The sequence below is a fragment of the Pseudomonas sp. GW456-L12 genome (assembly GCF_059424045.1).
This window is the reverse complement of the sequence record NZ_JBWKZA010000018.1, coordinates 30658-50561: the sequence shown is the minus strand read 5'-3', so window position 1 is coordinate 50561 and position 19904 is coordinate 30658. Positions and strand designations below refer to the sequence as shown.

19 protein-coding genes and 1 pseudogene are annotated in these 19904 nt (G+C 64.5%); 8 read left to right on the top strand and 12 right to left on the bottom strand.

Annotation, left to right across the window (positions count from 1 at the left end):
- Positions 1 to 24: 24 nt before the first annotated feature.
- Positions 25 to 1278, top strand: coding sequence for a cytosine deaminase (gene codA, locus AC07Y9_RS21080; RefSeq protein ID WP_007930597.1), 1254 nt, complete (start codon positions 25 to 27; stop codon positions 1276 to 1278).
- A gap of 221 nt (positions 1279 to 1499) precedes the next feature.
- Here codA and AC07Y9_RS21075 read toward each other — a convergent pair whose 3' ends face one another.
- The 3 genes from AC07Y9_RS21075 to AC07Y9_RS21065 all read right to left on the bottom strand — a co-directional run bounded on the left by AC07Y9_RS21075 (position 1500) and on the right by AC07Y9_RS21065 (position 5300).
- Positions 1500 to 2492 (bottom strand): diaminopimelate epimerase, encoded by a 993-nt coding sequence (locus AC07Y9_RS21075; protein ID WP_102680732.1) that lies wholly within the window; start codon positions 2490 to 2492, stop codon positions 1500 to 1502.
- Between the two features lie 76 nt (positions 2493 to 2568).
- Entirely contained in the window at positions 2569 to 3924 is a 1356-nt protein-coding gene (gene gudD, locus AC07Y9_RS21070) for a glucarate dehydratase (protein WP_102680731.1), read from the bottom strand.
- A gap of 23 nt (positions 3925 to 3947) precedes the next feature.
- Positions 3948 to 5300, bottom strand: coding sequence for an MFS transporter (locus tag AC07Y9_RS21065; protein ID WP_102680730.1), 1353 nt, complete (start codon positions 5298 to 5300; stop codon positions 3948 to 3950).
- 354 nt (positions 5301 to 5654) lie between these two features.
- Here AC07Y9_RS21065 and AC07Y9_RS21060 point away from each other — a divergent pair, with 354 nt between their 5' ends.
- Complete coding sequence (locus AC07Y9_RS21060) at positions 5655 to 6371, top strand: FadR/GntR family transcriptional regulator (protein WP_007930610.1); 717 nt, start codon at positions 5655 to 5657, stop codon at positions 6369 to 6371.
- A 34-nt stretch (positions 6372 to 6405) separates the two neighbouring features.
- On the opposite strand, the gene AC07Y9_RS21055 is transcribed toward AC07Y9_RS21060, so the two are convergent.
- Positions 6406 to 7191 carry an AraC family transcriptional regulator gene (locus AC07Y9_RS21055; RefSeq protein ID WP_102680729.1) on the bottom strand — a complete coding sequence of 262 codons (786 nt, stop codon included), beginning with the start codon at positions 7189 to 7191 and terminating at the stop codon, positions 6406 to 6408.
- 92 nt (positions 7192 to 7283) lie between these two features.
- Here AC07Y9_RS21055 and AC07Y9_RS21050 point away from each other — a divergent pair, with 92 nt between their 5' ends.
- Positions 7284 to 7535: a hypothetical protein gene (locus tag AC07Y9_RS21050; RefSeq protein WP_053261922.1), complete on the top strand. Its 252-nt coding sequence runs from the start codon at positions 7284 to 7286 to the stop codon at positions 7533 to 7535.
- A gap of 322 nt (positions 7536 to 7857) precedes the next feature.
- Here the strand turns inward: AC07Y9_RS21050 and AC07Y9_RS21045 are convergent, their stop codons facing one another.
- Positions 7858 to 8850 (bottom strand): cyclase family protein, encoded by a 993-nt coding sequence (locus tag AC07Y9_RS21045; protein ID WP_007932749.1) that lies wholly within the window; start codon positions 8848 to 8850, stop codon positions 7858 to 7860.
- Positions 8851 to 8948: 98 nt separating this feature from the next.
- Here AC07Y9_RS21045 and AC07Y9_RS21040 point away from each other — a divergent pair, with 98 nt between their 5' ends.
- Positions 8949 to 9872 (top strand): LysR family transcriptional regulator, encoded by a 924-nt coding sequence (locus AC07Y9_RS21040; RefSeq protein ID WP_102680728.1) that lies wholly within the window; start codon positions 8949 to 8951, stop codon positions 9870 to 9872.
- Here the strand turns inward: AC07Y9_RS21040 and AC07Y9_RS21035 are convergent.
- Positions 9860 to 10765, bottom strand: a complete 906-nt coding sequence (locus tag AC07Y9_RS21035; protein WP_102690484.1) for a LysR family transcriptional regulator — start codon at positions 10763 to 10765, stop codon at positions 9860 to 9862. The two genes, AC07Y9_RS21040 and AC07Y9_RS21035, sit on opposite strands and share 13 nt — an antisense overlap.
- 147 nt (positions 10766 to 10912) lie before the next feature.
- Here AC07Y9_RS21035 and AC07Y9_RS21030 point away from each other — a divergent pair, with 147 nt between their 5' ends.
- Positions 10913 to 11335 carry a DoxX family protein gene (locus tag AC07Y9_RS21030; protein WP_007932743.1) on the top strand — a complete coding sequence of 141 codons (423 nt, stop codon included), beginning with the start codon at positions 10913 to 10915 and terminating at the stop codon, positions 11333 to 11335.
- Between the two features lie 191 nt (positions 11336 to 11526).
- On the opposite strand, the gene AC07Y9_RS21025 is transcribed toward AC07Y9_RS21030, so the two are convergent.
- Complete coding sequence (locus tag AC07Y9_RS21025; protein ID WP_062825261.1) at positions 11527 to 11997, bottom strand: Lrp/AsnC family transcriptional regulator; 471 nt, start codon at positions 11995 to 11997, stop codon at positions 11527 to 11529.
- A gap of 154 nt (positions 11998 to 12151) precedes the next feature.
- Between AC07Y9_RS21025 and AC07Y9_RS21020 the strand changes: the two genes are divergently transcribed.
- On the top strand, positions 12152 to 12514 hold the full coding sequence (locus AC07Y9_RS21020; RefSeq protein WP_102680726.1) for a PALP domain-containing protein: 363 nt from the start codon (positions 12152 to 12154) through the stop codon (positions 12512 to 12514).
- On the top strand, positions 12511 to 13671 hold the full coding sequence (locus AC07Y9_RS21015; protein ID WP_053261926.1) for an MFS transporter: 1161 nt from the start codon (positions 12511 to 12513) through the stop codon (positions 13669 to 13671). Before AC07Y9_RS21020 ends, AC07Y9_RS21015 begins: the two co-directional genes overlap by 4 nt.
- A 325-nt stretch (positions 13672 to 13996) precedes the next feature.
- On the opposite strand, the gene AC07Y9_RS21010 is transcribed toward AC07Y9_RS21015, so the two are convergent.
- From AC07Y9_RS21010 to AC07Y9_RS21000, 3 genes are all read right to left on the bottom strand, one after another.
- Positions 13997 to 16444 carry a TonB-dependent siderophore receptor gene (locus AC07Y9_RS21010; protein WP_173679805.1) on the bottom strand — a complete coding sequence of 816 codons (2448 nt, stop codon included), beginning with the start codon at positions 16442 to 16444 and terminating at the stop codon, positions 13997 to 13999.
- A 96-nt stretch (positions 16445 to 16540) separates the two neighbouring features.
- A complete protein-coding gene (locus AC07Y9_RS21005; RefSeq protein ID WP_102680725.1) occupies positions 16541 to 17524 on the bottom strand; it encodes a FecR family protein in 984 nt (327 codons plus the stop codon).
- A gap of 43 nt (positions 17525 to 17567) precedes the next feature.
- A complete protein-coding gene (locus tag AC07Y9_RS21000; protein ID WP_102680724.1) occupies positions 17568 to 18065 on the bottom strand; it encodes a sigma-70 family RNA polymerase sigma factor in 498 nt (165 codons plus the stop codon).
- A gap of 135 nt (positions 18066 to 18200) precedes the next feature.
- Here AC07Y9_RS21000 and AC07Y9_RS20995 point away from each other — a divergent pair.
- A pseudogene (locus AC07Y9_RS20995) lies at positions 18201 to 18323 on the top strand (transposase); the annotation flags it as partial.
- Positions 18324 to 18688: 365 nt separating this feature from the next.
- Here the strand turns inward: AC07Y9_RS20995 and AC07Y9_RS20990 are convergent.
- Both AC07Y9_RS20990 and AC07Y9_RS20985 read right to left on the bottom strand, forming a co-directional pair.
- Positions 18689 to 19387: a DUF4225 domain-containing protein gene (locus tag AC07Y9_RS20990; RefSeq protein ID WP_256580984.1), complete on the bottom strand. Its 699-nt coding sequence runs from the start codon at positions 19385 to 19387 to the stop codon at positions 18689 to 18691.
- On the bottom strand, positions 19380 to 19880 hold the full coding sequence (locus tag AC07Y9_RS20985) for an Hcp family type VI secretion system effector (RefSeq protein WP_087091693.1): 501 nt from the start codon (positions 19878 to 19880) through the stop codon (positions 19380 to 19382). The genes AC07Y9_RS20990 and AC07Y9_RS20985 overlap by 8 nt, the downstream gene beginning before the upstream one ends.
- Positions 19881 to 19904: the final 24 nt, after the last annotated feature.

Sequence of the window (19904 nt, the reverse complement as noted above, 5' to 3'; positions counted from 1 at the left end):
TGGATTGAAAAAGGAATCGCTCCGATGCTCATCATCAACGCCCGCCTGCGCAACCGCGAAGGCCTGCACGAACTGCACCTGGAGAACGGTCGCATCGCCAGCATCGCCCGGCAGACCGAAGCCCCGACCCTGGGCCCCGACGACCTCGACGCCGGCGGCAACCTGGTGGTGCCGCCCTTCGTCGAGCCGCACATTCACCTGGACGCCACCCTCACCGCGGGCGAGCCGCGCTGGAACATGAGCGGCACCCTGTTCGAAGGCATCGAATGCTGGGGCGAGCGCAAGGTCACCATCACCCAGGAAGACACCAAGGCCCGCGCCCGGAAAACCCTGCGCGCCCTCGCCGCCCACGGCATCCAGCACGTGCGCACCCATGTCGATGTCACCGACCCGGAGCTGACCGCGCTCAAGGCCATGCTCGAAGTGCGCGAGCAAAGCGCGCACCTGGTGGACATGCAGATCGTCGCCTTCCCCCAGGAAGGCATCGAAAGCTACCGCAACGGTCGCGAACTGATGGAAGAGGCCATCCGTCTGGGCGCCGATGTGGTGGGCGGTATTCCGCATTTCGAGTACACCCGCGACCAGGGCGTCAGCTCGGTGAAGTTCCTCATGGACCTGGCCGAACGCACCGGCTGCCTGGTGGACGTGCATTGCGACGAGACCGACGACCCGCACTCGCGTTTTCTCGAAGTGCTGGCCGAGGAAGCCCGCAGCCGCGACATGGGTTCGCGGGTGACCGCCAGCCACACCACCGCCATGGGCTCCTACGACAACGCCTACTGCGCCAAGCTGTTCCGTCTGCTCGGCCACTCGGGCATCAGCTTCGTTTCCTGCCCCACCGAAAGCATCCACCTGCAGGGGCGCTTCGACAGCTTCCCGAAACGCCGCGGCGTGACCCGGGTCAACGAGCTGCTGGAAGCCGGGATGAACGTGTGTTTCGGCCAGGACTCGATCGTCGATCCCTGGTACCCCCTGGGTAACGGCAACATCCTGCGGGTGCTGGAGGCCGGCCTGCATATCTGCCACATGCTCGGCTACCGCAACCTGCAGAGCGCCCTCGACCTGGTCACCGACAACAGCGCCAAGGCCCTGGCCCTGGGCGAGCGCTACGGCCTGGAAGAAGGCCGGCCGGCCAACCTGCTGATCCTGTCGGCCGACAGCGACTACGAAATGATCCGCAGCCAAGGCCTGCCGCTGTACTCAATCCGCGACGGCAAGGTGCTGATGAAACGGCAGATGGCCCAGGTCGAGCTGCCGGGCGACGCAGGTTTTGTGTAACGACCGCTGACATCATCGCGGGCAAGCCTCGCGCCTACAGAAGCAGGTTGCGTATTCCTCTGTAGGAGCAAGGCTTGCCCGCGAAGGCGATCCACCAGCATCCATCGCACTCCAGCCCTTCCCTGTAGCCGCTGCCGCAGGCTGCGCAAAGATCCGCAGGATCTTCCGGCGTCCCTGAGATCGCTGCGACCGTGCCGGTCGATCGCAGCCTGCGGCAGCGGCTACAGGGCGCGGGCGGTACCGAACAGGCTCACCCGCACCAACTCCCCACCCCGCGCTTCCAGGCGCAGCGGCGCGGTGCCGCCGGGCATCACCACCGCGACTTCGCCAGCCTTGACCCAACCGACCCGCCACGCCGCGCTGGCCACCGCGCTGGCGCTGGTGCCGGAGGATGCGGTGGGGCCTTCGCCGCGTTCGAACACCCGCGCGGCGATGCGCTGCGGGCCCTCCAGCCACGCCCATTGCAGGTTCACCCCGGCCGGGCAGGGTTCGCCGCTGCCGGTGGGCAAGGCGTAGGCGATGCGGGTCAGGGCCTCGGCCAGGGGCGCTTCGCTCATCTGCCGGTTGCCCGGCAAGACGCTGGCGTCACTGACCAGGGTCACGCAATGGGGGTTGCCGATACGCACGAACTGGCTACGACTCCATTGCGGGTGCAACCGCGCCAGCCCGCGCACCCGGCTCAGGTCGACGCAGCTCGAATCGTCATTCTCGACCCCGTGTTGCGCACCCACGGCGTGTGGGCCGAACGCCGGTTGCCCGAGGTCCAGCCAGAAACCGGACACCCCGGCGACCTGTGCCGGCTCGACCAGGGTCGCCAGCGGCGACACCCCGTCCGGCTTGTCGTGATGCACCCGCAGCTGCGCAGGCCCCTGGGCCGGCAGCAGCCCTTGCTCGGTCAAGGCCTGGGAAAAGATGGTCAGGCCGTTGCCGCTGCGCTCGGCCAGGGTGCCGTCGGTGTTGACGATCAGCAGGTCGAACGGCGGCGCGTCCTGGAACGGCCCGACCAGCAAACCGTCGCTGCGATGGGCCTTGGCCCTTTCCGGCCGGGTACCGGAGGGCCAACTGCACAGGGCTTCGACGGCCTGCTCGCTCCAATTGGCCCGGGCCAGCGCCGCCTCGGCCGCGCTGGCCGGCAAGGCGATCCCCAACCGGCGTACCGCCTCGGGCGCCACCACACCGTAAAGATTGCCGCGGGCATCGTAGAAAGCAGTCATTGCAGGGCTCCAAAAGCAGACGGGCCGCTGACATTACTGTGAATGCAGCGGCCCGGCCAAGCCCCTCCTGCCTGGCTCAGCGCACCAGGCACGGCTGCTTGTTGTCGAAGCGCCAGCCCGGGATCAGGAACTGCATGGCCACACTGTCGTCCCGCGCGCCCAGGCCCCGGCTGTTGTACAGCTCATGGGCGCGGGCCAGCGCGTCCAGGTCCAGTTCGACGCCCAGCCCCGGCGTCTGCGGCACCGCCACGCAGCCCTCGACGATCTGCAGCGGATTGCGGGTCAGGTGCTGGCCGTCCTGCCAGATCCAGTGGGTGTCGATGGCGGTGATCTCGCCCGGCGCCGCGGCCGCCACATGGGTGAACATGGCCAGGGAAATGTCGAAGTGGTTGTTGGAATGCGAGCCCCAGGTCAGGCCCCATTCATGGCACATCTGCGCCACCCGCACCGAACCCTGCATCGTCCAGAAATGCGGATCGGCCAGGGGAATGTCCACCGCTTGCAACTGGATCGCGTGGCCCATTTCCCGCCAGTCGGTGGCGATCATGTTGGTCGCCGTGGGCAGCCCGGTGGCGCGGCGGAATTCGGCCATCACCTCGCGCCCGGAGTAACCGTTTTCCGCGCCGCAGGGGTCTTCGGCATAGGCCAGCACCCGGTGTTGATCGCGGCACAGGGCGATCGCCTGCTTCAGCGACCAGGCACCGTTGGGGTCAAGGGTGATGCGCGCCTTGGGAAAGCATTCGGCCAGGGCGGTGACCGCCTCCATTTCCTCTTCGCCGCGCAGCACGCCGCCCTTGAGCTTGAAGTCGTTGAAGCCATACCGCGCCTTGGCCGCCTCGGCCAGGCGCACGATGCTCTCGGCATTCAGCGCCGGTTCATGGCGCAGGCGCAGCCAGGCATCGTCGGCCTCGGCTTCGTTGCGGTAGGCCAGGTCGGCCTGGTGCCGGTCGCCGATGTAGAACAGGTAGCCGAGCATCTTCACCGATTCGCGTTGCTGGCCTTCGCCGAGCAGCGCCGCCACCGGCACCCCGAGGAACTGGCCGAGCAGGTCGAGCAGCGCCGCTTCCAGCGCGGTCACCGCATGGATGGCGATGCGCAGGTCGAAAGTCTGCTGGCCCCGCCCGCCGGCATCGCGCTCGGCAAAGCGCTGGCGCACCTGGTTGAGCAGCTTCTGGTAATGGCCGATGGGCTGGCCGACCAGCAGTTCCCGGGCCTCCTCGAGGGTCGCGCGAATCCGCTCGCCCCCCGGCACTTCACCGACCCCGGTGTTACCGGCGCTGTCGGTAAGGATCACGATATTGCGGGTGAAAAACGGGCCGTGGGCCCCGCTGAGGTTGAGCAGCATGCTGTCATGCCCGGCCACCGGCACCACTTGCAGTCGGGTGACAAGCGGTGTCTGGGCGGGCTGATTGAGGGTGGTGTCGAGAGTCATGGGTCGGTTCCTGTCGGCAAAGGTCAGTGGGTTTTGTCCAGCAGCGGGCGTGCATCGTCCAAGGGCGTCGGCATGACATGGGCCTTGGGCCGGGTGCGGGCGAAAAACACGATGATCGCGGCGATGATCGAGGTCGCCGCCAGGCCGTACAGGCCACCCTGGATCGACCCGGTGCGCTGCTCCAGCAGGCCGAAGGTGGCCGGGGCGACGAAGCCGCCGAGGTTGCCGATGGAGTTGATCAGGGCGATCACCGCGGCGGCGATGCGCGCATCCAGGTAGGCCTGGGGAATCGGCCAGAACAGCGCGGATGCCGACTTGAAGCCGATAGCGGCGAAGCACACGGCGACGAAGGCGAACACCGGCCCGCCGGTGGTGGACAGGAACATCCCCGCGGCCGCCACCAGCAAGGCGCTGGCGACCCAGGCCTGCTGGAACTTCCATTTGCCGGACGCCGCGGCGAAGGCATACATGGCGATGATCGAGATCAGCCAGGGAATGGAATTGAAGAACCCCACCTGCAGGTCGCTGAGGTCGCCCATCTTCTTGATGATGCTCGGCAGCCAGAAGGTCGCGGCGTAAATGGTCAGCTGGATGCAGAAGTAGATCAGGCAGAACAGCAGGATCTGCCGGTCCTTGAGCAGGGTCCAGAGCGACGGCTTGACCGGCATCGCCGCTTCGCGCTCGCGCTGTTCGCTGTCGATCACCTGCACCAGCGCCTCTTGCTCGGCGGCGCTCAGCCACTTGGCGTCGCGGGGCGTGGAGTCGAGCCAGAACCAGACAAAACCGCAGAGCAGCACCGAGGCCATGCCCTCGACGATGAACATCCACTGCCAGCCGTGCCAGCCCAGGCCCTCGATCTGCAACAGCGCTCCGGACAATGGGCCGGAGACCAGCGAAGCCACGGCCGAACCGCTTAGGAAAATGGCGATCGCCTTGCCCCGCTCCACCCCGGGCAACCAGCGGGTGAAGTAGTAGATCACCCCGGGGAAGAACCCGGCCTCGGCCACCCCCAGCAGGAAGCGCAGTACATAGAACTGGGTTTCGTTCTGCACGAAGGCCATGGCCGTGGCCACCAGCCCCCAGGTGAACATGATGCGGGTCAGCCAGATCCGAGCGCCGACCCGCTGCAACAGCATGTTGGACGGCACTTCGAACAGCGCGTAACCGATGAAGAACAGCCCGGCGCCAAAACCGTAGGCCGCGGCACCGATGCCCAGGTCATGTTCCAGGTGGGTGCGGACGAAGCCGATGTTGACCCGGTCGATGTAGTTGACGATGAACATGATGACGAACAGCGGCAGCACATGGCGCTTGACCTTCGCCACGGCGATGGCCAGCAGGGAATCGTCGCCGGCCGGATTGAGGGTGGTATTCACGATGCCTCTCCCACTTGTTTGTTGTTGTGTGCGGGTGACTGGGCGAGCGCCCTAGTTGACAGTCATCATACAAGTAGAAAAATAGCGTCACAAGCGCAGACTCGTCGCAGAAGTCAGTACGCGAGGCTCTACTGATCGAAGAGAATGTTGAGAAATAAATTTAACTGATTGATTTAATTCATATAAATAAAAAACACAGGCACAGAAATATTTTTCAGGCTGCGCTCGCGCTGAGAACCTGCACTGAACCCTGAAGTGACTTATCCGACAACTTGTCATACATGTCAGACAAGTTGAGCCCTGCCCGGCCACTTCGGTGATAAGCTTTTTGCTTCCTCCCCGCGCGACCTTGCCATGAGCACCGAATCCGATATCGCCCCGGGCCGCCGTCGCCCTTCCACCAACCTGGCCCATGACCTGGTCAGCGACCTGACCCAACAGATCATGCGCGGCCTGCTCAAGCCCGGTGACAAGCTGCCGTCGGAAAGCACCATCGTCCGCGCCCATGGCGTCAGCCGCACCGTGGTGCGCGAAGCCATCTCCAAACTGCAGGCCGCCGGCTGGGTGGAAACCCACCATGGCGTCGGCAGTTTTGTCCTGGAGCGCCAGGACACCCACGGCCTGCGCTTGAACGTCGATACCGCCCTGAGCGTGCGCGACATCCTCGAATTGCGCCTGGGCCTGGAAACCCAGGCGGTGGCTCTCGCCGCCCGCCGGCGCAGCGCCGAGCAACTGGCGCAGATGCGCCAGGCGCTGGACGACTACCAGCAACTGCTGGCCAACAACGACAGTTGCGTGGAGGCCGACCAGCGTTTCCACCTGCTGATCGCCGAAGCCACCGGCAACCCCTATTTCGTGCAGATCCTGCAATCGTTGGGCAACGCCCTGATCCCCCGGACCCGGGTGCGCGACGCCGAGCGCGGCGATGTCGACCTGGCGCAACTGGCGACCCTGGCCAACCAGGAACACGAAACCCTCTACGCCGCCATCCGCCGCCAGGACCCGGATGCCGCGCGGGCGGCGATGTGGACCCACCTGAGCAACAGCCGGGAGCGGTTTTCGGCGGGGTGAGGGCATGCGCCCGCGTCTACCGGGGTAGCGGCGCTCAGCCTTTTCCGTGCCGGGCGAAATAGCGCCCCGGCGTCACCCCGAACTGACGGCGGAACATGGCGATAAAGGCGCTGACATTGTCGTAGCCCAGGTCCAGCGCCACCCGGGTCACCGCATCGCCCGCCGCCAGGCGCTCCAGGGCCCGCAGCAATCGCGCGCGCTGCCGCCACTGGCTGAAGGCAAAGCCGGTCTCGGCGACAAAACGCCGGGCCAGGGTTCGTGGCGAGATCCCCGCCCACTGCGCCCAGGCCTCCAGGCCGCGGCTGTCCGCCAGGTCGTCGGCCAGCGCCTGGCAGATCCGCCGCAACCGCGGGTCCACAGGCAATGGCAGGCCAAACGGTTCCACCGGCAGGCTGCCCAGTTCATCGAGGATCACCCGGGCGATGCGCAATTGCGGCTCATCCAGCGCGCCTTGTGGCCAGCTCGCCGCACGCATCACCGCCTCCCGCAACAGGCCGGAGGTGGCAATGATCCGTGGTTGCGCCGGCAGTTCGTGGCAGGCCTCGGGCTCGATGTAGACACTCCAGCCGTCGAACGGGCCATGGGAACGCAGGGCGTGTTCGCAGCGCGGCGGCACCCATACCGCATGGGTCGCCGGCACCACCCACTGGCTGTCGGCCGCCGTCACCGACAACAGGCCGCGCCGGGCGCCAAGCAGTTGGCCGCGAGCGTGACTGTGGGCGGCGGTCTGCCGTTCGATCGGGCTGTGTTGCCACGCCGCGACCAGCAGCGGGCCGCCCTGGGCTTGAGCGAGCAAGGGGGAAACCAAAGGTTGGGACATTGGCTGTTTCACGTTATTCAATGGCAAGAACCAGGCAGTTTAGCCAATCCCCAGGCCGCAGACTGAGCGCTCATTCACACGAGTATCGATCCATGCGCGCCGAAGACCTGTTACCCGATCAACTCAACCATGGCGACTTCAACGGCACTCGGGTACGCAAGGGGACGGTGGGGGCCTTTCTGATCAATGCCCGGCTGTGGAGCGACCCGGACACCTCGGCGCAGCAGCGCCGCGTGGCCGAGGAAGATCTACTGGCCGCCCTGCCGGCGCTCAGGGCCCTGGGGCTGTTCGAACTGATGCAAGTGCGCGACCCGGCCCTGCGGGCGTTATGCGAGCAAGACTAACGCCGACAGCCCCTGTAGCCGCTGCCGAGCCTGCGAGGCTGCGACAGACCCGCAGGGTCTCGGCGCCCGCAAGATCCCCGCGAGCGTGCCGCTCGATCGCAGCCTGCGGCAGCGGCTACACAAGCATCGGGCCTGACCGGAATATAAGGATATCCCCATCCCTGTAGCCGCTGCCGAGCCCGCGAGGCTGCGACAGACCCGCAGGGTCTCCAGCGCCCGCAAGATCCCCGCGAGCGTACCGCTCGATCGCAGCCTGCGGCAGCGGCTACACAAGCATCGGGGCTGAGCGGGCGGCAGCGGCTACAGGTCGCACGGCAGGCGGCTAGCGAATCGGCAAGGCAATCGGCCGAATCGGCGCGGCATCGGCACCGCGCAACTTCAACGACGCGCCGATAAAGGCGAACTGGTACACCCGGTCCCGCGACAGGCCTTCGAGGTTGACCAGCTCCAGGATCGGCGCGCCCTGCATCGCCAGCAGGTAGGTATGCAACGGCAAGTAGTTGCCTTCCACCTCCGACGGGAAGGTCTCGAAACTGAGGTTATCGGCGCCCACCACCATGGCACCGCCCTCCTCCACCAGGAACTTCGCCGCGTCCAGGCTCATGCCCGGCGGGTTGGCCATATAGGCCTGGGCCTTTTCATAGTCGCGCATGCGCCCGGTGCGGATCAGCACCACGTCGCCCTTTTCCAGGCTGACCTTCTGCGCCTTCAGCGCCTGTTGCAGGTCGGCGCGGGTCACCCGGTAATTGTCCGCCAGCATGTCCACGCCCTTGGCCGCGGCGACGTCGATCAGCACCCCGCGGGCAACGATCGGCGGCAGTTTTTCCGCACCGGTGACGTTCCAACCGCGGTCGCCCAGGTGCTGGTCGGCGCGAAAGCCGTTCCAGATCTTGCCGTCCAGGCCGAAGTGGTTGAGCGCATCGATATGGGTGCCCATGTGGGCATACATCGACACCGCCGAGCCGGTGTAACTGACATGCCGGTTCATCGGTTCGCCGACCTGCATCGGGTCGGCGATCACATTGCCGTGGGGGGTGTGGGTCATCCACATCTGGTACGGCGGATCGCCCGCCGCCTGCCAGCTGGGCATGCCGACGAAGTACTCGACCGCCAGGTCGTAGGCCTGGCTGCCGCTGACCCGGGCCATGATCGCCGCCCGCGACTGCTCGGTGATCAGGTTCAGGCGGCCGATCTCATCCTTCGGCCCCCAGGGGCTGACGCCGACTTCGGCCTGGGGCGCGGCGCCGCACAGCGCACTGAACAGCGACAAGGCGGCCAGGCCGGGGATGACAGGCAACAAACGGGAAACAGCCATGACGACACTCCTGTGAAATGAAGTGCCCATGGTATGGATTAACAATTCGGCGATAATCAGGCGTTTCGTTAAGACATATTCAACCCAGGAGAAACAATATGGATGTGCTGGCAGCCATGCGCACCTTTCGCCGCGTGGTGGAGCGCGCCAGCTTCAGCCTCGCGGCCAACGACCTGGGGCAATCCACCGCCGCGGTCAGCAAGCAGGTGCGCCAGCTGGAGGAACACCTGGGCAGCCTGTTGCTGCTGCGTACCACGCGCCGCATGAGCCTGTCGGACGCCGGCCAGGCCTACTTCAGCGAGTGCTGCCACCTGCTCGACGAACTAACGGCCCTGGAATGCGCGACCCGAGCCGGCACCCGCGAGCCCGGCGGTCGCCTGCGGGTCAACGCGCCGCTGTCGTTCGGCCTCAAGGTGCTGTCGCCGATCCTGGCCGACTTCATGCAACGCTACCCGCAATTTCGCATCGACCTGACCCTCGACGACCGCCTGCTGGATGTGGTGAGCGAAGGCTTCGACGTGTCGCTGCGGATACGCCGACAGTTGAGCGACTCGTCGCTGATCGCCCGGCGCCTGGGGGAAATCGAACAGGTGATCTGCGCCGCCCCGGCCTACCTGCAGGCCAAGGGCAGCCCACAGACGGTCGATGAGCTGCGCGAGCACAGCTGCCTGGCCTATCGCCTGGCCGAACACCCCGGCCACTGGCAGTTGGAAGGCCCGCAAGGCAGCAGCCGCCTGGAACTGCCGGTGCGCTTTGCCGTGGACAACAGCCTGATGCTCAGCGACATGCTCCAGGCCGGGCTGGGCATTGGCGCCCTGCCCTCGTTCATCGCCCAGCCGCTGCTCGACAGCGGCCAGTTGCAGCGGGTCCTGCCCTGTCACTCCATGCCGCGCCGGACGATCTACGCGGTGTATGCCAGCAATCGCCATGTGTCGCAGAAGATCCGCTTCTTCGTCGACTTCCTGGCCCAGGCCCTCGGCCCACTCCAGGAAGCCGATCAGGCAATGCCTCAGGCGGACTGAGCCTGGGCCACCAGCCAATCGATCAGCCAGGACGCCGCCGGCCCCGGTGGCGTGTCGAGGCGGTAGATGGCGTCGAAGCCATAAGGCAGGCCCTGGCTGCCCGGCAGATCGAGTTGCACCAGGCGCCCGCTGGCCAGGTCCTCCTCGACCATCGGCGCCGGCATGTTGCCCCAGCCGATGCCTTCCCTGAGCAGCATATGCTTGGAGCCCAGGTCCGCCAGGCGCCAGCTGTGGGTGCCGACCACGCCGAAATCCTGGTTGCGCGTCAGCTCGGAACGGTCCGACAGCACCAGCTGCACATGTTCGCGACCAGCCCCCGGCAGGTTGACCGATGCTTGCGCCAGCGGATGCTCCGGAGCCGCCACCGGAATCAGCTGGACGAACCCCACCTGCACCCGCTCGATACCGCCCAGATCGCGGTGCACCATGCCGCTGACACCCACCGCGGCGCGTCCCGCCAGCACCATCTCGGCCACTGCGCCCAGGGCCTCCATGTGCAAGTGCAGCTGAACCGTGGGGAACTCGCGGCGGAAGTTTTTCAGCGCATCGACGATGCGCGCCGCCGGGAACATCACGTCGATCACCAGGTGAACCTCTGCTTCCAGGCCTTGCAGCAGCCCCTTGACCTTGGCCCGCAGGCCGTCGATGCCGTTATAGATGCTCCGCGCCTCGGCCAGCACCGTGCGCCCGGCCTCGGTGAGCTGGGGTTTGCGGGTGGTCTTGCGGTCGAACAGGCTGACCCCCAGTTGCAGCTCCAGGTTGGCCATGGAATAGCTGATCACCGAGGTAGCGCGATGCAGCTTGCGCGCCGCGCCGGCAAAGCTGCCGACCTCGACGATGGTGAGGAAGATGCGCAATTGATCGAGGGTGGGCGTACCGGGGTTGCTGGACATGGGGCTGTTCTCGCAAAGGCTACGTTCTAAAAAATCGAATCTGACACTCGAAATTATTCGGCTATTACGTTCATAACGCCAGTGGCAAACTTCTCTCCATCGCGGCGCACCAAGGTGGTGAGGCCGAACCCACTGAGAGAATCCAGCATGTCCACACTGACCAACAGCCTGTCCACTACCTCGAACAGCAACGCCAGCATCAGCCTGATCGGGCGCGTCCTGCTCAGCGCCATTTTCATCCTTTCCGGCTTCTCGAAAATCGCCGCGCCGGCCGCCATGGTCGGCTACATCCAATCGGTCGGCCTGCCCTTCCCGCAACTGGCCCTGGGCATCGCCATCGCCGTGGAACTGGGTGGCGGCCTGCTGCTGATCGCCGGCTACCGCACCCGCCTGGTAGCCCTGGGCCTGGCCGTGTTCAGCGTGGCCACCGCCCTGGCCTTCCACAACAACCTGGGCGACCAGAACCAGTTCATCCACTTCTTCAAGAACATCGCCATGGCCGGTGGCCTGCTGCAAGTGGTGGCCTTCGGCGCCGGTCGCTTCAGCCTGGATGCCCGCCGCCAGGGCTGATCGGCCGCCCCACGACAACGCGGCGCCCAAGGGCGCCGCGTTGTCGTTTTGTTTCGTGATAAGAGCCCCCTTGCCCACCTTAAGACATACAAGCGAGCTTGCTCGCGATAAAAATCCCGCATGCACCGCCATGTCTTTCAGCCTGGCGGCTGATCGCGAGCAAGCTCGCTCCTACAGGGAATTAAGGTGTTTCAAGGGGTGGTCGGCACATCCAGCCCGACCTTGACCCGACTCATGGCCACCAGGGTCTTGAAGCGCTTGACGTTGTTGTTCTCGAAGAACAGCTCACGAGTCAGTTCGTTGTACTGGGCCATATTGCGCACGGCGAAGATCAGCACAAAATCGCACTCGCCCGCCACGTAGTAGCACTGCTGCACCTGCGGGCAGGCCTGGAAGCTGCGCTTGAGCGCATCGAGCTGATCGATGCGTTCGCTCTCCACCTCCACCTCGACAATGATGCTCAGCTCATAGCCCAGGGCCTCGGGAGCGATGACCGCGCTGTAGCGTTCGATCACCCCTTCATCGCTCAGGCGCTTGAGGCGCCGGTTGACCGCCGCGGTGGACAGGTTCACCCGCAACCCCAACTCGCTTTGCGGGGTGCGCGCATCGCGTTGCAGTTCGGCGAGCAGTTTCAGGTCGTAGGCATCCAGGCTGGTGGTCATGCGGGCAATCCATGGGCGGGCAATCAGTGGTGGGCAATCAATGGAATGAAATTGTGCAAAGGCTGGCGATTATGCGAAACAAATTCGCCAGCCACGCAATATTATTTCCAGGGCTGCGAGCCGGGGCCTGGCCAGTGGCGCGCTGGACTCGTCGATGGCTGGCCCGGCCTGGCGCTTCCTGCAACCTTCGAACGATTGCCTGGTCACACTCCCCGACGCGCTCACCGCCGGCGCCATGTGCCAGCTGGCCACCGGCAGCGCCCGGGACATTCCCCTGCTGGCCGGCGAATCCGCCGCCGCGGGTCTCGCGGGACCGAGCCTGATGTGCAAGGATGGCGCGCGGCGCAAAGTCGCGCACCTCGACGCCCACTCGTGCGTCCTGCTTATCCACACCGAAGGCGCCATGTCGCCGGCGGTGTATCAACAACGGGTCGGTGAAACGGCCGGCCCGGTCCTCCAGCGGCAACCGCCGATTGCCCGACAGGCGCCTGGAGCTGACCGCCAAGGATTTTTATGACAGCCCTCAACACCCACACCTCAGAGCAACAGATCAGCCCCGGCCGCCTGGAACAGATGGCCACGCGCATCGCTTTTTTCATCGCCGGTTTCGGCATCGCCGCCTGGGCGCCGCTGGTGCCCTACGCCAAGGCCCGGGCCGGGCTCGATGAAGGCACATTGGGCCTGTTGCTGCTGTGCCTGGGCGTGGGTTCGATCCTGGCGATGCCGATCGCCGGGGTGCTGGCCGGGCGCTTCGGTTGCCGGCGGGTGATGGCCGCCGGCAGCCTGCTGATCTGCCTGGCCCTGCCGCTGCTGGCCACGGTGAGCACGGTGCCGCTGCTGATCGCCGGGCTGTTCATGTTCGGCGCCGGGCTGGGCACGGTGGATTCCACGGTGAACCTGCAGGCGGTGATCGTCGAACGGGCCAGCGGCCGGCCGATGATGTCGGGCTTCCATGGCCTGTTCAGCCTCGGCGGCATCGTCGGCGCGGCCGGGGTCAGCGCCATGCTCGGCCTGGGCCTGTCGCCGCTGGGCGCGACCCTGGTGGTGGTGGCCTTGCTGGTCGTCGCCCTGCTCAAGGCCGCGCCGCACATGTTGCCGTACGGCAGCCAGAGCTCGGGCCCGGCCTTTGCCGTGCCCCACGGCGTGGTGCTGTTCATTGGCTGCCTGTGCTTCGTGGTGTTCCTCGCCGAAGGCGCGGTGCTGGACTGGAGCGCGGTGTTCCTCAGCGCCGAGCGCCAGGTGGATGCCGCCTATGCCGGCCTGGGTTACGCGGCCTTCGCCCTGACCATGACCGTCGGCCGCCTGACCGGCGATGCCATCGTGCACAAGCTGGGGGCCACGCGGGTGATCGTCATGGGCGGCTCGGTGGCCGCCGCGGGCCTGCTGCTGGCGACCCTGGCGCCGGCCTGGGAAGCCGCTCTGGTGGGTTACGCGCTGGTGGGTGTCGGCTGCTCGAACATCGTGCCGGTGCTGTACACCGCGGTGGGCAAACAGACCGTCATGCCCGAAGCCATCGCCGTGCCGGCCATCACCACCCTGGGTTACGCCGGCATCCTCGCCGGCCCGGCGCTGATCGGCTTTATCGCCCACGGCAGCAGCCTGAGCATCGCCTTCGGCCTGATCGCGGTGATGCTGATTGGCGTGGCGGCCAGTGGGAAAGTGTTGAAGGTCTGAGCCCCTTCGCGGGCAATCGTTTTCGAGATCGCAGGAAGGCCCTGCGGGCCTTTGCGCAGCCTGCGGCAGCGGCTACACAAACATCGGGCCTGAGCGGAATATCGAGGGTGTCCCCCCTCCTGTAGCCGCTGCCGAGCCCGCGAGGCTGCGATAGACCCGCAGGGTCTCCAGCGCCCGCAAGATCCCCACGAGCGTGCCGCTCGATCGCAGCCTGCGGCAGCGGCTACAGGGGTTTGCGCCGGGCATAAAAATCGCGGGCAAGCCTCGCTTCTGTAGGAGCGGCCGGTCGACGCTCGATTGCCCGCGATGGGCGCGACGCGGTCGGTCAGAAGCCGACGCTGGCCTGGACGAAGAAGGTCCGTGGCGCGCCGACATAGATGCCGGAGTTGTTGTCGCTGGAGCGGGTGAAGTACTGCTTGTCGAAGAGGTTCTTCACCCCGGCGCCGAGCTTGAGGTTCGACAGCTGCGAACCGAAGTCATAACCGCCACGCACATTCCAGGTGACGTAGCCCGGCATATCGCCGTACTGGCCGTCGGCGCTGCCTTCGGTGATGTAGTTGTCGTTGAAGCTGCCGTCGGCGTTGACCATGCTGCCTGGCGAGCGCTGCTTGGACTGGGCGAAGGCATCGATGTTGTAGGTCCAGCGGTTGATGTCGTAACGCAGGCCGAGCGTCGCCACCTGGCGCGAGTAGAACGGCAGGTCGCGATCCTTGAACGCCGAGCTGCCCCCTTCATAGGTCGCGCGGGTGTAGGTGAAACCGGCATTGGCGGTCAGGCCGTCGAGGCGCGGGTCCAGCGCGGCCAGGTCGTAGTGCACCGACGCCTCGATCCCCTGGTGCTTGGTCGCGCCGAGGTTGGTCCAGCCGACATCGTTACTGATGTATTGCAGCTCGTCCGAAAAATCGATGTAGAACGCCGTCAGCTCACCGCCCCACACCTCATCGTTGTAGCGCGTACCGATCTCGTAGGTCTTGGCCTTCTCCGGGTTCAGGCCGTTGGCGGTCTGGTCGCCCACCCCGCCCTGGCCCAGCTGGAAGTACTGCAGGCTGCCGAACGACGTCTCGTAGTTGGCGAACAGTTTCCACGCATCGGAGAGGTGGTACATCACGCTCAGCGCCGGCAGCGGCTCGTTGCTGTTGATCTCGCGGCGCTTCTCCTGCACCGGCACGCCATTGGTGCCGGCCACCGGGCGGTCGTGCCATTCGGTACGGATGTTCTCGAAGCGGATCCCCGGGGTGATGGTCCAGTTGCCGACGTCGATCTTGTCGTCGATGTAGAAGGCCGTGGCCTCGGTGCCGCCGGTGCGGTCCTGGTACACATGGCCGTCGGAGCCCGGACGCACCACCGGCTGGTTGTTGACCAGGGCCAGGCGGCTGGCCTGTTCGTGCATGCCTTCTTTCAGGTAGCGCATGCCGACGCTGGCTTCCTGGGTGGTCGGGCCGAGGTCGAACACATGGGACACCCGCGGCTCGATGCCGAAGGTGTAGTAGGTGCGCGGATAGGACACCAGGGTCTTCTGGTCGCGGGCGGCGATGGTGCTGCCACGGAAGCTGTCGGAGTAGTAGGTCAGCACTTCGAACTGGGTGCGGTCGTCGATCTGGCGCAGGTACTTGAACGACACATCCTTGCGGCGGCCGCTGAAGTTGTCCCAGTCGCGGTCCGACTGGTAGGGGTCGGCGTCGTACTGCTTTTGCGTCAGGCCGCCGGGCATGTCGGCCTTGGCGTCGTAGTAGTGGAAGTTGAGGCTGAAATCGTCCTGGTCGGTGGGCGCCCAATGGGTCTTGAGGATCACGTCGTCGATGTCGTTGCCGTTGTTGCTGGCGCGATAACCGTTGCCGTTGACCCCGGAGTACAGCAGCGCGGCGCCGATGCCGTTGTCCGCGGTGCCGCCGAGAAAGGCCGTGTCGATGTGCTTCCAGCCGCCGCGCTGGGAGGTTTCCAGGGTGGTGCCGATTTCCCCGGTGGCTTTTTCCGGGATGGCCCGGGTCACGAAGTTGATCACCCCGCCGACGTTCTGCGGCCCATAACGCACGGAACCGGCGCCGCGTACCACGTCGATGCTGTCGAGGTTGCCCGAGGAGATCGGCGCCATCGACAACTGGGGCTGGCCATAAGGCGCGAAGGCCGCCGGCACGCCGTCGATCAACACCGTGGAACGCGGCGACAGGCGCGACGTCAGGCCGCGCACGCCAACGTTGAGGGAAATATCGCTGCCGCCGGTGCCGTTGGCGTCCTGCACCTGCACGCCCGGGACCCGACGCAGCACGTCGCCGACGTTCATCGCGCCCTGCTCGAGCATGGCTTCACGGCGGATCACCGTACGCGCACCGGGGTGGTTCTGCACCACCGCCGCGTTGGCGTCGCCCAGCCAGTCACCCACCACACTGATGCTGGTGGCGCCCAGTTCCAAAGGGCCGTCACCCGCCGCCGACGGCGCCGGGCTAAGGGTCACCGAACCGCCGTCGATCTGGTATTGCAGGCCGCTGCCTTGCAGCAGCTGGCGCAGCGCCTGCTCCGGCGACAGCTTGCCGTCCACCGCCGGGGCCTGCTTGCCGGCCACCAGCTCAGGGCTGAAAAACACCTGCAGCGAGGTTTGCAGCCCCAGCTGGCTCAGGGCCTGGCCCAACGGCTGGGCCTGGATGTGGATAGCGCTCGGCGCCTGCTCGGCATGGGCCTGGGGCAGCGCGGCACTGACCGCCAGGGCCAGGGCCAGCGGCAGCCAGCGGGTGGAAGGCGAGCAAGGATTGTTGTTATTCAGGTCGAGGCGTTTCAAGTTCGAGCAGTCCTGTTGATCGCAAGAAGATGCGTCTGTTAATGCAAACCAGTTGCAGTTGGACAAGAAGACGAAGAACTCGAAAAAAACCTGAATCTATCGCGCAATTATTTCCTGGCTACCGTCGGCGTGGGTCTTCACCGCCACCGGCAGGATGCTCGGCAAGGCCTTGAGCAGCGCGTCGGTGTCGTCGGCCTTGAACACGCTGGTCAGGCGCAGCCTGCCCACCGCCTCGCTGCCGACCCGCAGCGGCTGCTCGCGATAACGCGACACCTCGGCGGCCACCTCGTTGAGGCTGGCGTTGTTGAACACCAGCTTGCCACTGCGCCAGGCGGTCAGCGCCTGGGGATCCACCGCGTAGGCCGCGGCCACTTGGCCCCGGGCATCGACCGCGGTGCCCAGGCCCGCGGTCAGGTTGACGAAGTCGCTGTCGGCGGCGTCGCGCCCCTGCACCCGCACCGTGCCCTGCTCCACCGCGATCCGGGTCTGGGCAGCATCGCGGCGCACATCGAAGCGCGTGCCGGTGACCGTGACCTTGCCGGGCCCGGCCGCCACCACAAAGGGCCGGCTGCTGTCGTGCTCGACACTGAACATTGCCTCGCCTTCGCTCAACTCGACGCTGCGCAGGCCTTGTTCATAACGCACCAACAAGCGGCTGCGGCTGTTCAGATCGACCTGGGAACCATCGGGCAAGGCCACATGGCGGCGCTCGCCGAGGGCCGTGGCGAACTCGGCGCTGTACAGCGCAGGCGGGTTCAAACCGCTGAACAATCCCAGGCCCACGGCCACCGCCAGCACACTGGCCGCCACCGCATAACGCAACAGCGGGCGGCGCCGGATGCTCGGGTTCGGGGTTGCGCATAACGCCTGCAAACGCGCCTTGGGCACCAGATCCGTGGCCGCCCACAGGGTGTGCAGCAGCTGGAATTCATCCCGATGCGCGTCGTGCTGCGCCAGCCAGGCGTCGAAACGCTGCCGCTCCTCGGCATCGATCGCCGGTTCTTGCAGGCGCACAAACCACAGCGCCGCCTCATCGCGAACCGTCGCCTGCCCGCACGCGCACTCACGAGTCTGCGTCATGGAACATCCTGTTGGGCTGGGGGTGAAAAAGTCATGGCATTCATCACCGCGGCCCGTCCACACGCTCGCGCAGATGCCGCAGGGTGCGGATCATATACTTTTCCACCATGTTTTTTGACAGCCCCAGGCGCTCGGCAATCTCGGCCTGGGTCAGGCCTTCGAGCCTCTGCCAGACGAACACCTTGCGGCAGTTCAACGGCAACTCGCCAAGGGCCCGTTCGATGGAGTCAGCCAGCTGGATCGCATGCATGAAATGCTCCGGGTCGCCGCCGGGCGACGCAACTGGATACATCGCCTCCGCCTCCATGGCGCCGCGCCGATCCTCGCGGCGATAGGCATCCACCGCGATATTGCGCGCCGTCTGGTGCAGATACGCCCGCGGCTGCTGCACCGCCGCCGCATCCGACTCCAGCACCCGGACAAAGGTGTCATGGGCCAGGTCTTCCGCCTGCGAACGGTTCTTCAGCCGACGCGTCCAGGTGCCGATCAACTCTTCGTAGTGCTCGAAAAAGCCTGGTCGGCGGGGAGGCTTGGGGGTCATTGCGCTGTGCTGAGGGTGGGGAGGCATAAATGGTAATGCTTCTTGTTAAAGGCGGCAATGGATTCGGGTGCTGGGAGTTGAAGGGGGTTAGATGGTTGTCGGTGGGTGGGCTGGTGACAGGAGCACTCGTCGTGGAAGGGTTACTGGCGGGGCATCATTAGCAGCGTACGCTGGCCGATGTACACGGGGCATATGGAAGGCATAGACAATCGAATAAAGGTCATCAAGCGGATGGCGTACGGTTACCGGGACAGCGAGGAAAGAAAGTTGGGTAACAATGGGTATTGCTACCTACCTTCCACTGAAAAGCTCTCGTCGCTAAAAAGGAGGGGAGTTGCATTATTTCGAAAAACTATACTAATCTAAGTTCACACCCCAGAAATATGACAGTCATGAGCCTAGAAAACATTCGTTACTATTTATCTGTATCCCTTTTGGTTTTCGGCTGCTCAATCCCAATTATGGGAGTAATTGTTTGGGCTATCACAGAAATAATCCCGCTAGATGGAAGCGCATTAAAGATTACATACGCAATCACATACATTCTTGTCGTTACATTTGGTTTACGCTTCTATATCCCAAGACTACGTGGCACGGCATAATATTTGTTATGCCGCACAATATCACTTGTCTCCCAACATTGGTCTTTCTTCTTTGACCATAGAGTTCAACGTTATCGCATCAACCAACCCCTCGAAAAACAAGGCCAGCTTTCCGGCTTGTTGGTAGGCTTTTTCATTGCTGACTGGGTCGTATCTAAATAGTTGTACCGATCCTGGCGCTCGTACCGATCTGAACATGCCGTACCCCGACAAAAACAAGTCTGTAGAGTAGTACGCCTTATCACCTTTATACGTATCCCTGAAAAGGGTTTGATAGACGCGCCTCATAGGCCCTTGTGCGCCTAGCATATTGGGGCCGTTATAGATATTCGCCACACCTTCGGCAATGTTGTTAGCCCCATGACCGACTAGAAGCGCTCCGGGCACAATCCCAATCCCGCCTGATGCTCCTGTAATCGCGATACCTGCTTCAATTTGCATCCCCCCAGCCAAGACCCCTACGCCGTTTTGAGCATAAAAAAGCGCCGTGGACGATAGTTCTGCATACTCGGCTCTGATCTCTTGTAGTCCCTGCCACGCACTGATTACTTCATTATCAACAGCACGGATAATCTCATTGGCATAGTCTGAAATAATCGAGCCAAATTGAAGTCGCGTAAACCCGTCAAGGAAATGCGTCATACCTATATCGCATCCGACTGAAACTAGATCGGATGCAGCCTTGATCACGTCGTGAATGTCGCATGAAGTCTCATTCACGCTCACTCCCCCATGTACTTTGCGCGCTTGTGCCCCCTGGAATGTGCACCCAAGTAATGTCTCTATACCGAATGGACACCCTTTCTTGCGGTTCCGCATCATTCATATGAATAGCGTGAGGGACCTGTTGGCTGATATGCGCAATACGCGCACCTGCAAGGTGTATTGAATAGTATTTTTCCTGCCCCCCAGTCGGCGTAGTTCGGTAAAGATTGATCGTGCACTCCACTTCTTCTCGCTCATGTAGCGCACTCGCCAATAGTGGCGATGCTTTATCTATACCCTTGGTTATTACAATAGGCATATGCTGACCACGACCACCTGCCACGCTGCCATCATTGCCCGTCATCATGTCGTGTGTGTAAGCCAGCACCATGATTTCGTCTTGGTGACCGATCTGGCATTTGTTACCGATAGAGCTTGGACCCGAGCAACCGAAAGAAATCAATCCTTGTCGTTTACCGGAAATACTCATGTAGCTATGACTTGCCATCCGTACCACTCCTTATCTTCGGAG

Bases quoted from the DNA above. Each gene is read 5' to 3' on its own strand.
- AC07Y9_RS21030 (WP_007932743.1), top strand. From the start codon at position 10,913: ATGTCCACACTGACCAACAGCCTGTCCACTACCTCGAACAGCAACGCC.
- AC07Y9_RS21060 (WP_007930610.1), top strand. From the start codon at position 5,655: ATGAGCACCGAATCCGATATCGCCCCGGGCCGCCGTCGCCCTTCCACC.
- AC07Y9_RS21040 (WP_102680728.1), top strand. From the start codon at position 8,949: ATGGATGTGCTGGCAGCCATGCGCACCTTTCGCCGCGTGGTGGAGCGC.
- gudD (WP_102680731.1), bottom strand. From the start codon at position 3,924: ATGACTCTCGACACCACCCTCAATCAGCCCGCCCAGACACCGCTTGTC.
- AC07Y9_RS21025 (WP_062825261.1), bottom strand. From the start codon at position 11,997: ATGACCACCAGCCTGGATGCCTACGACCTGAAACTGCTCGCCGAACTG.
- AC07Y9_RS21075 (WP_102680732.1), bottom strand. From the start codon at position 2,492: ATGACTGCTTTCTACGATGCCCGCGGCAATCTTTACGGTGTGGTGGCG.
- codA (WP_007930597.1), top strand. From the start codon at position 25: ATGCTCATCATCAACGCCCGCCTGCGCAACCGCGAAGGCCTGCACGAA.
- AC07Y9_RS21000 (WP_102680724.1), bottom strand. From the start codon at position 18,065: ATGACCCCCAAGCCTCCCCGCCGACCAGGCTTTTTCGAGCACTACGAA.
- AC07Y9_RS21050 (WP_053261922.1), top strand. From the start codon at position 7,284: ATGCGCGCCGAAGACCTGTTACCCGATCAACTCAACCATGGCGACTTC.
- AC07Y9_RS21015 (WP_053261926.1), top strand. From the start codon at position 12,511: ATGACAGCCCTCAACACCCACACCTCAGAGCAACAGATCAGCCCCGGC.
- AC07Y9_RS20985 (WP_087091693.1), bottom strand. From the start codon at position 19,880: ATGGCAAGTCATAGCTACATGAGTATTTCCGGTAAACGACAAGGATTG.
- AC07Y9_RS21045 (WP_007932749.1), bottom strand. From the start codon at position 8,850: ATGGCTGTTTCCCGTTTGTTGCCTGTCATCCCCGGCCTGGCCGCCTTG.
- AC07Y9_RS21055 (WP_102680729.1), bottom strand. From the start codon at position 7,191: ATGTCCCAACCTTTGGTTTCCCCCTTGCTCGCTCAAGCCCAGGGCGGC.
- AC07Y9_RS21020 (WP_102680726.1), top strand. From the start codon at position 12,152: ATGGCTGGCCCGGCCTGGCGCTTCCTGCAACCTTCGAACGATTGCCTG.
- AC07Y9_RS21035 (WP_102690484.1), bottom strand. From the start codon at position 10,765: ATGTCCAGCAACCCCGGTACGCCCACCCTCGATCAATTGCGCATCTTC.
- AC07Y9_RS21005 (WP_102680725.1), bottom strand. From the start codon at position 17,524: ATGACGCAGACTCGTGAGTGCGCGTGCGGGCAGGCGACGGTTCGCGAT.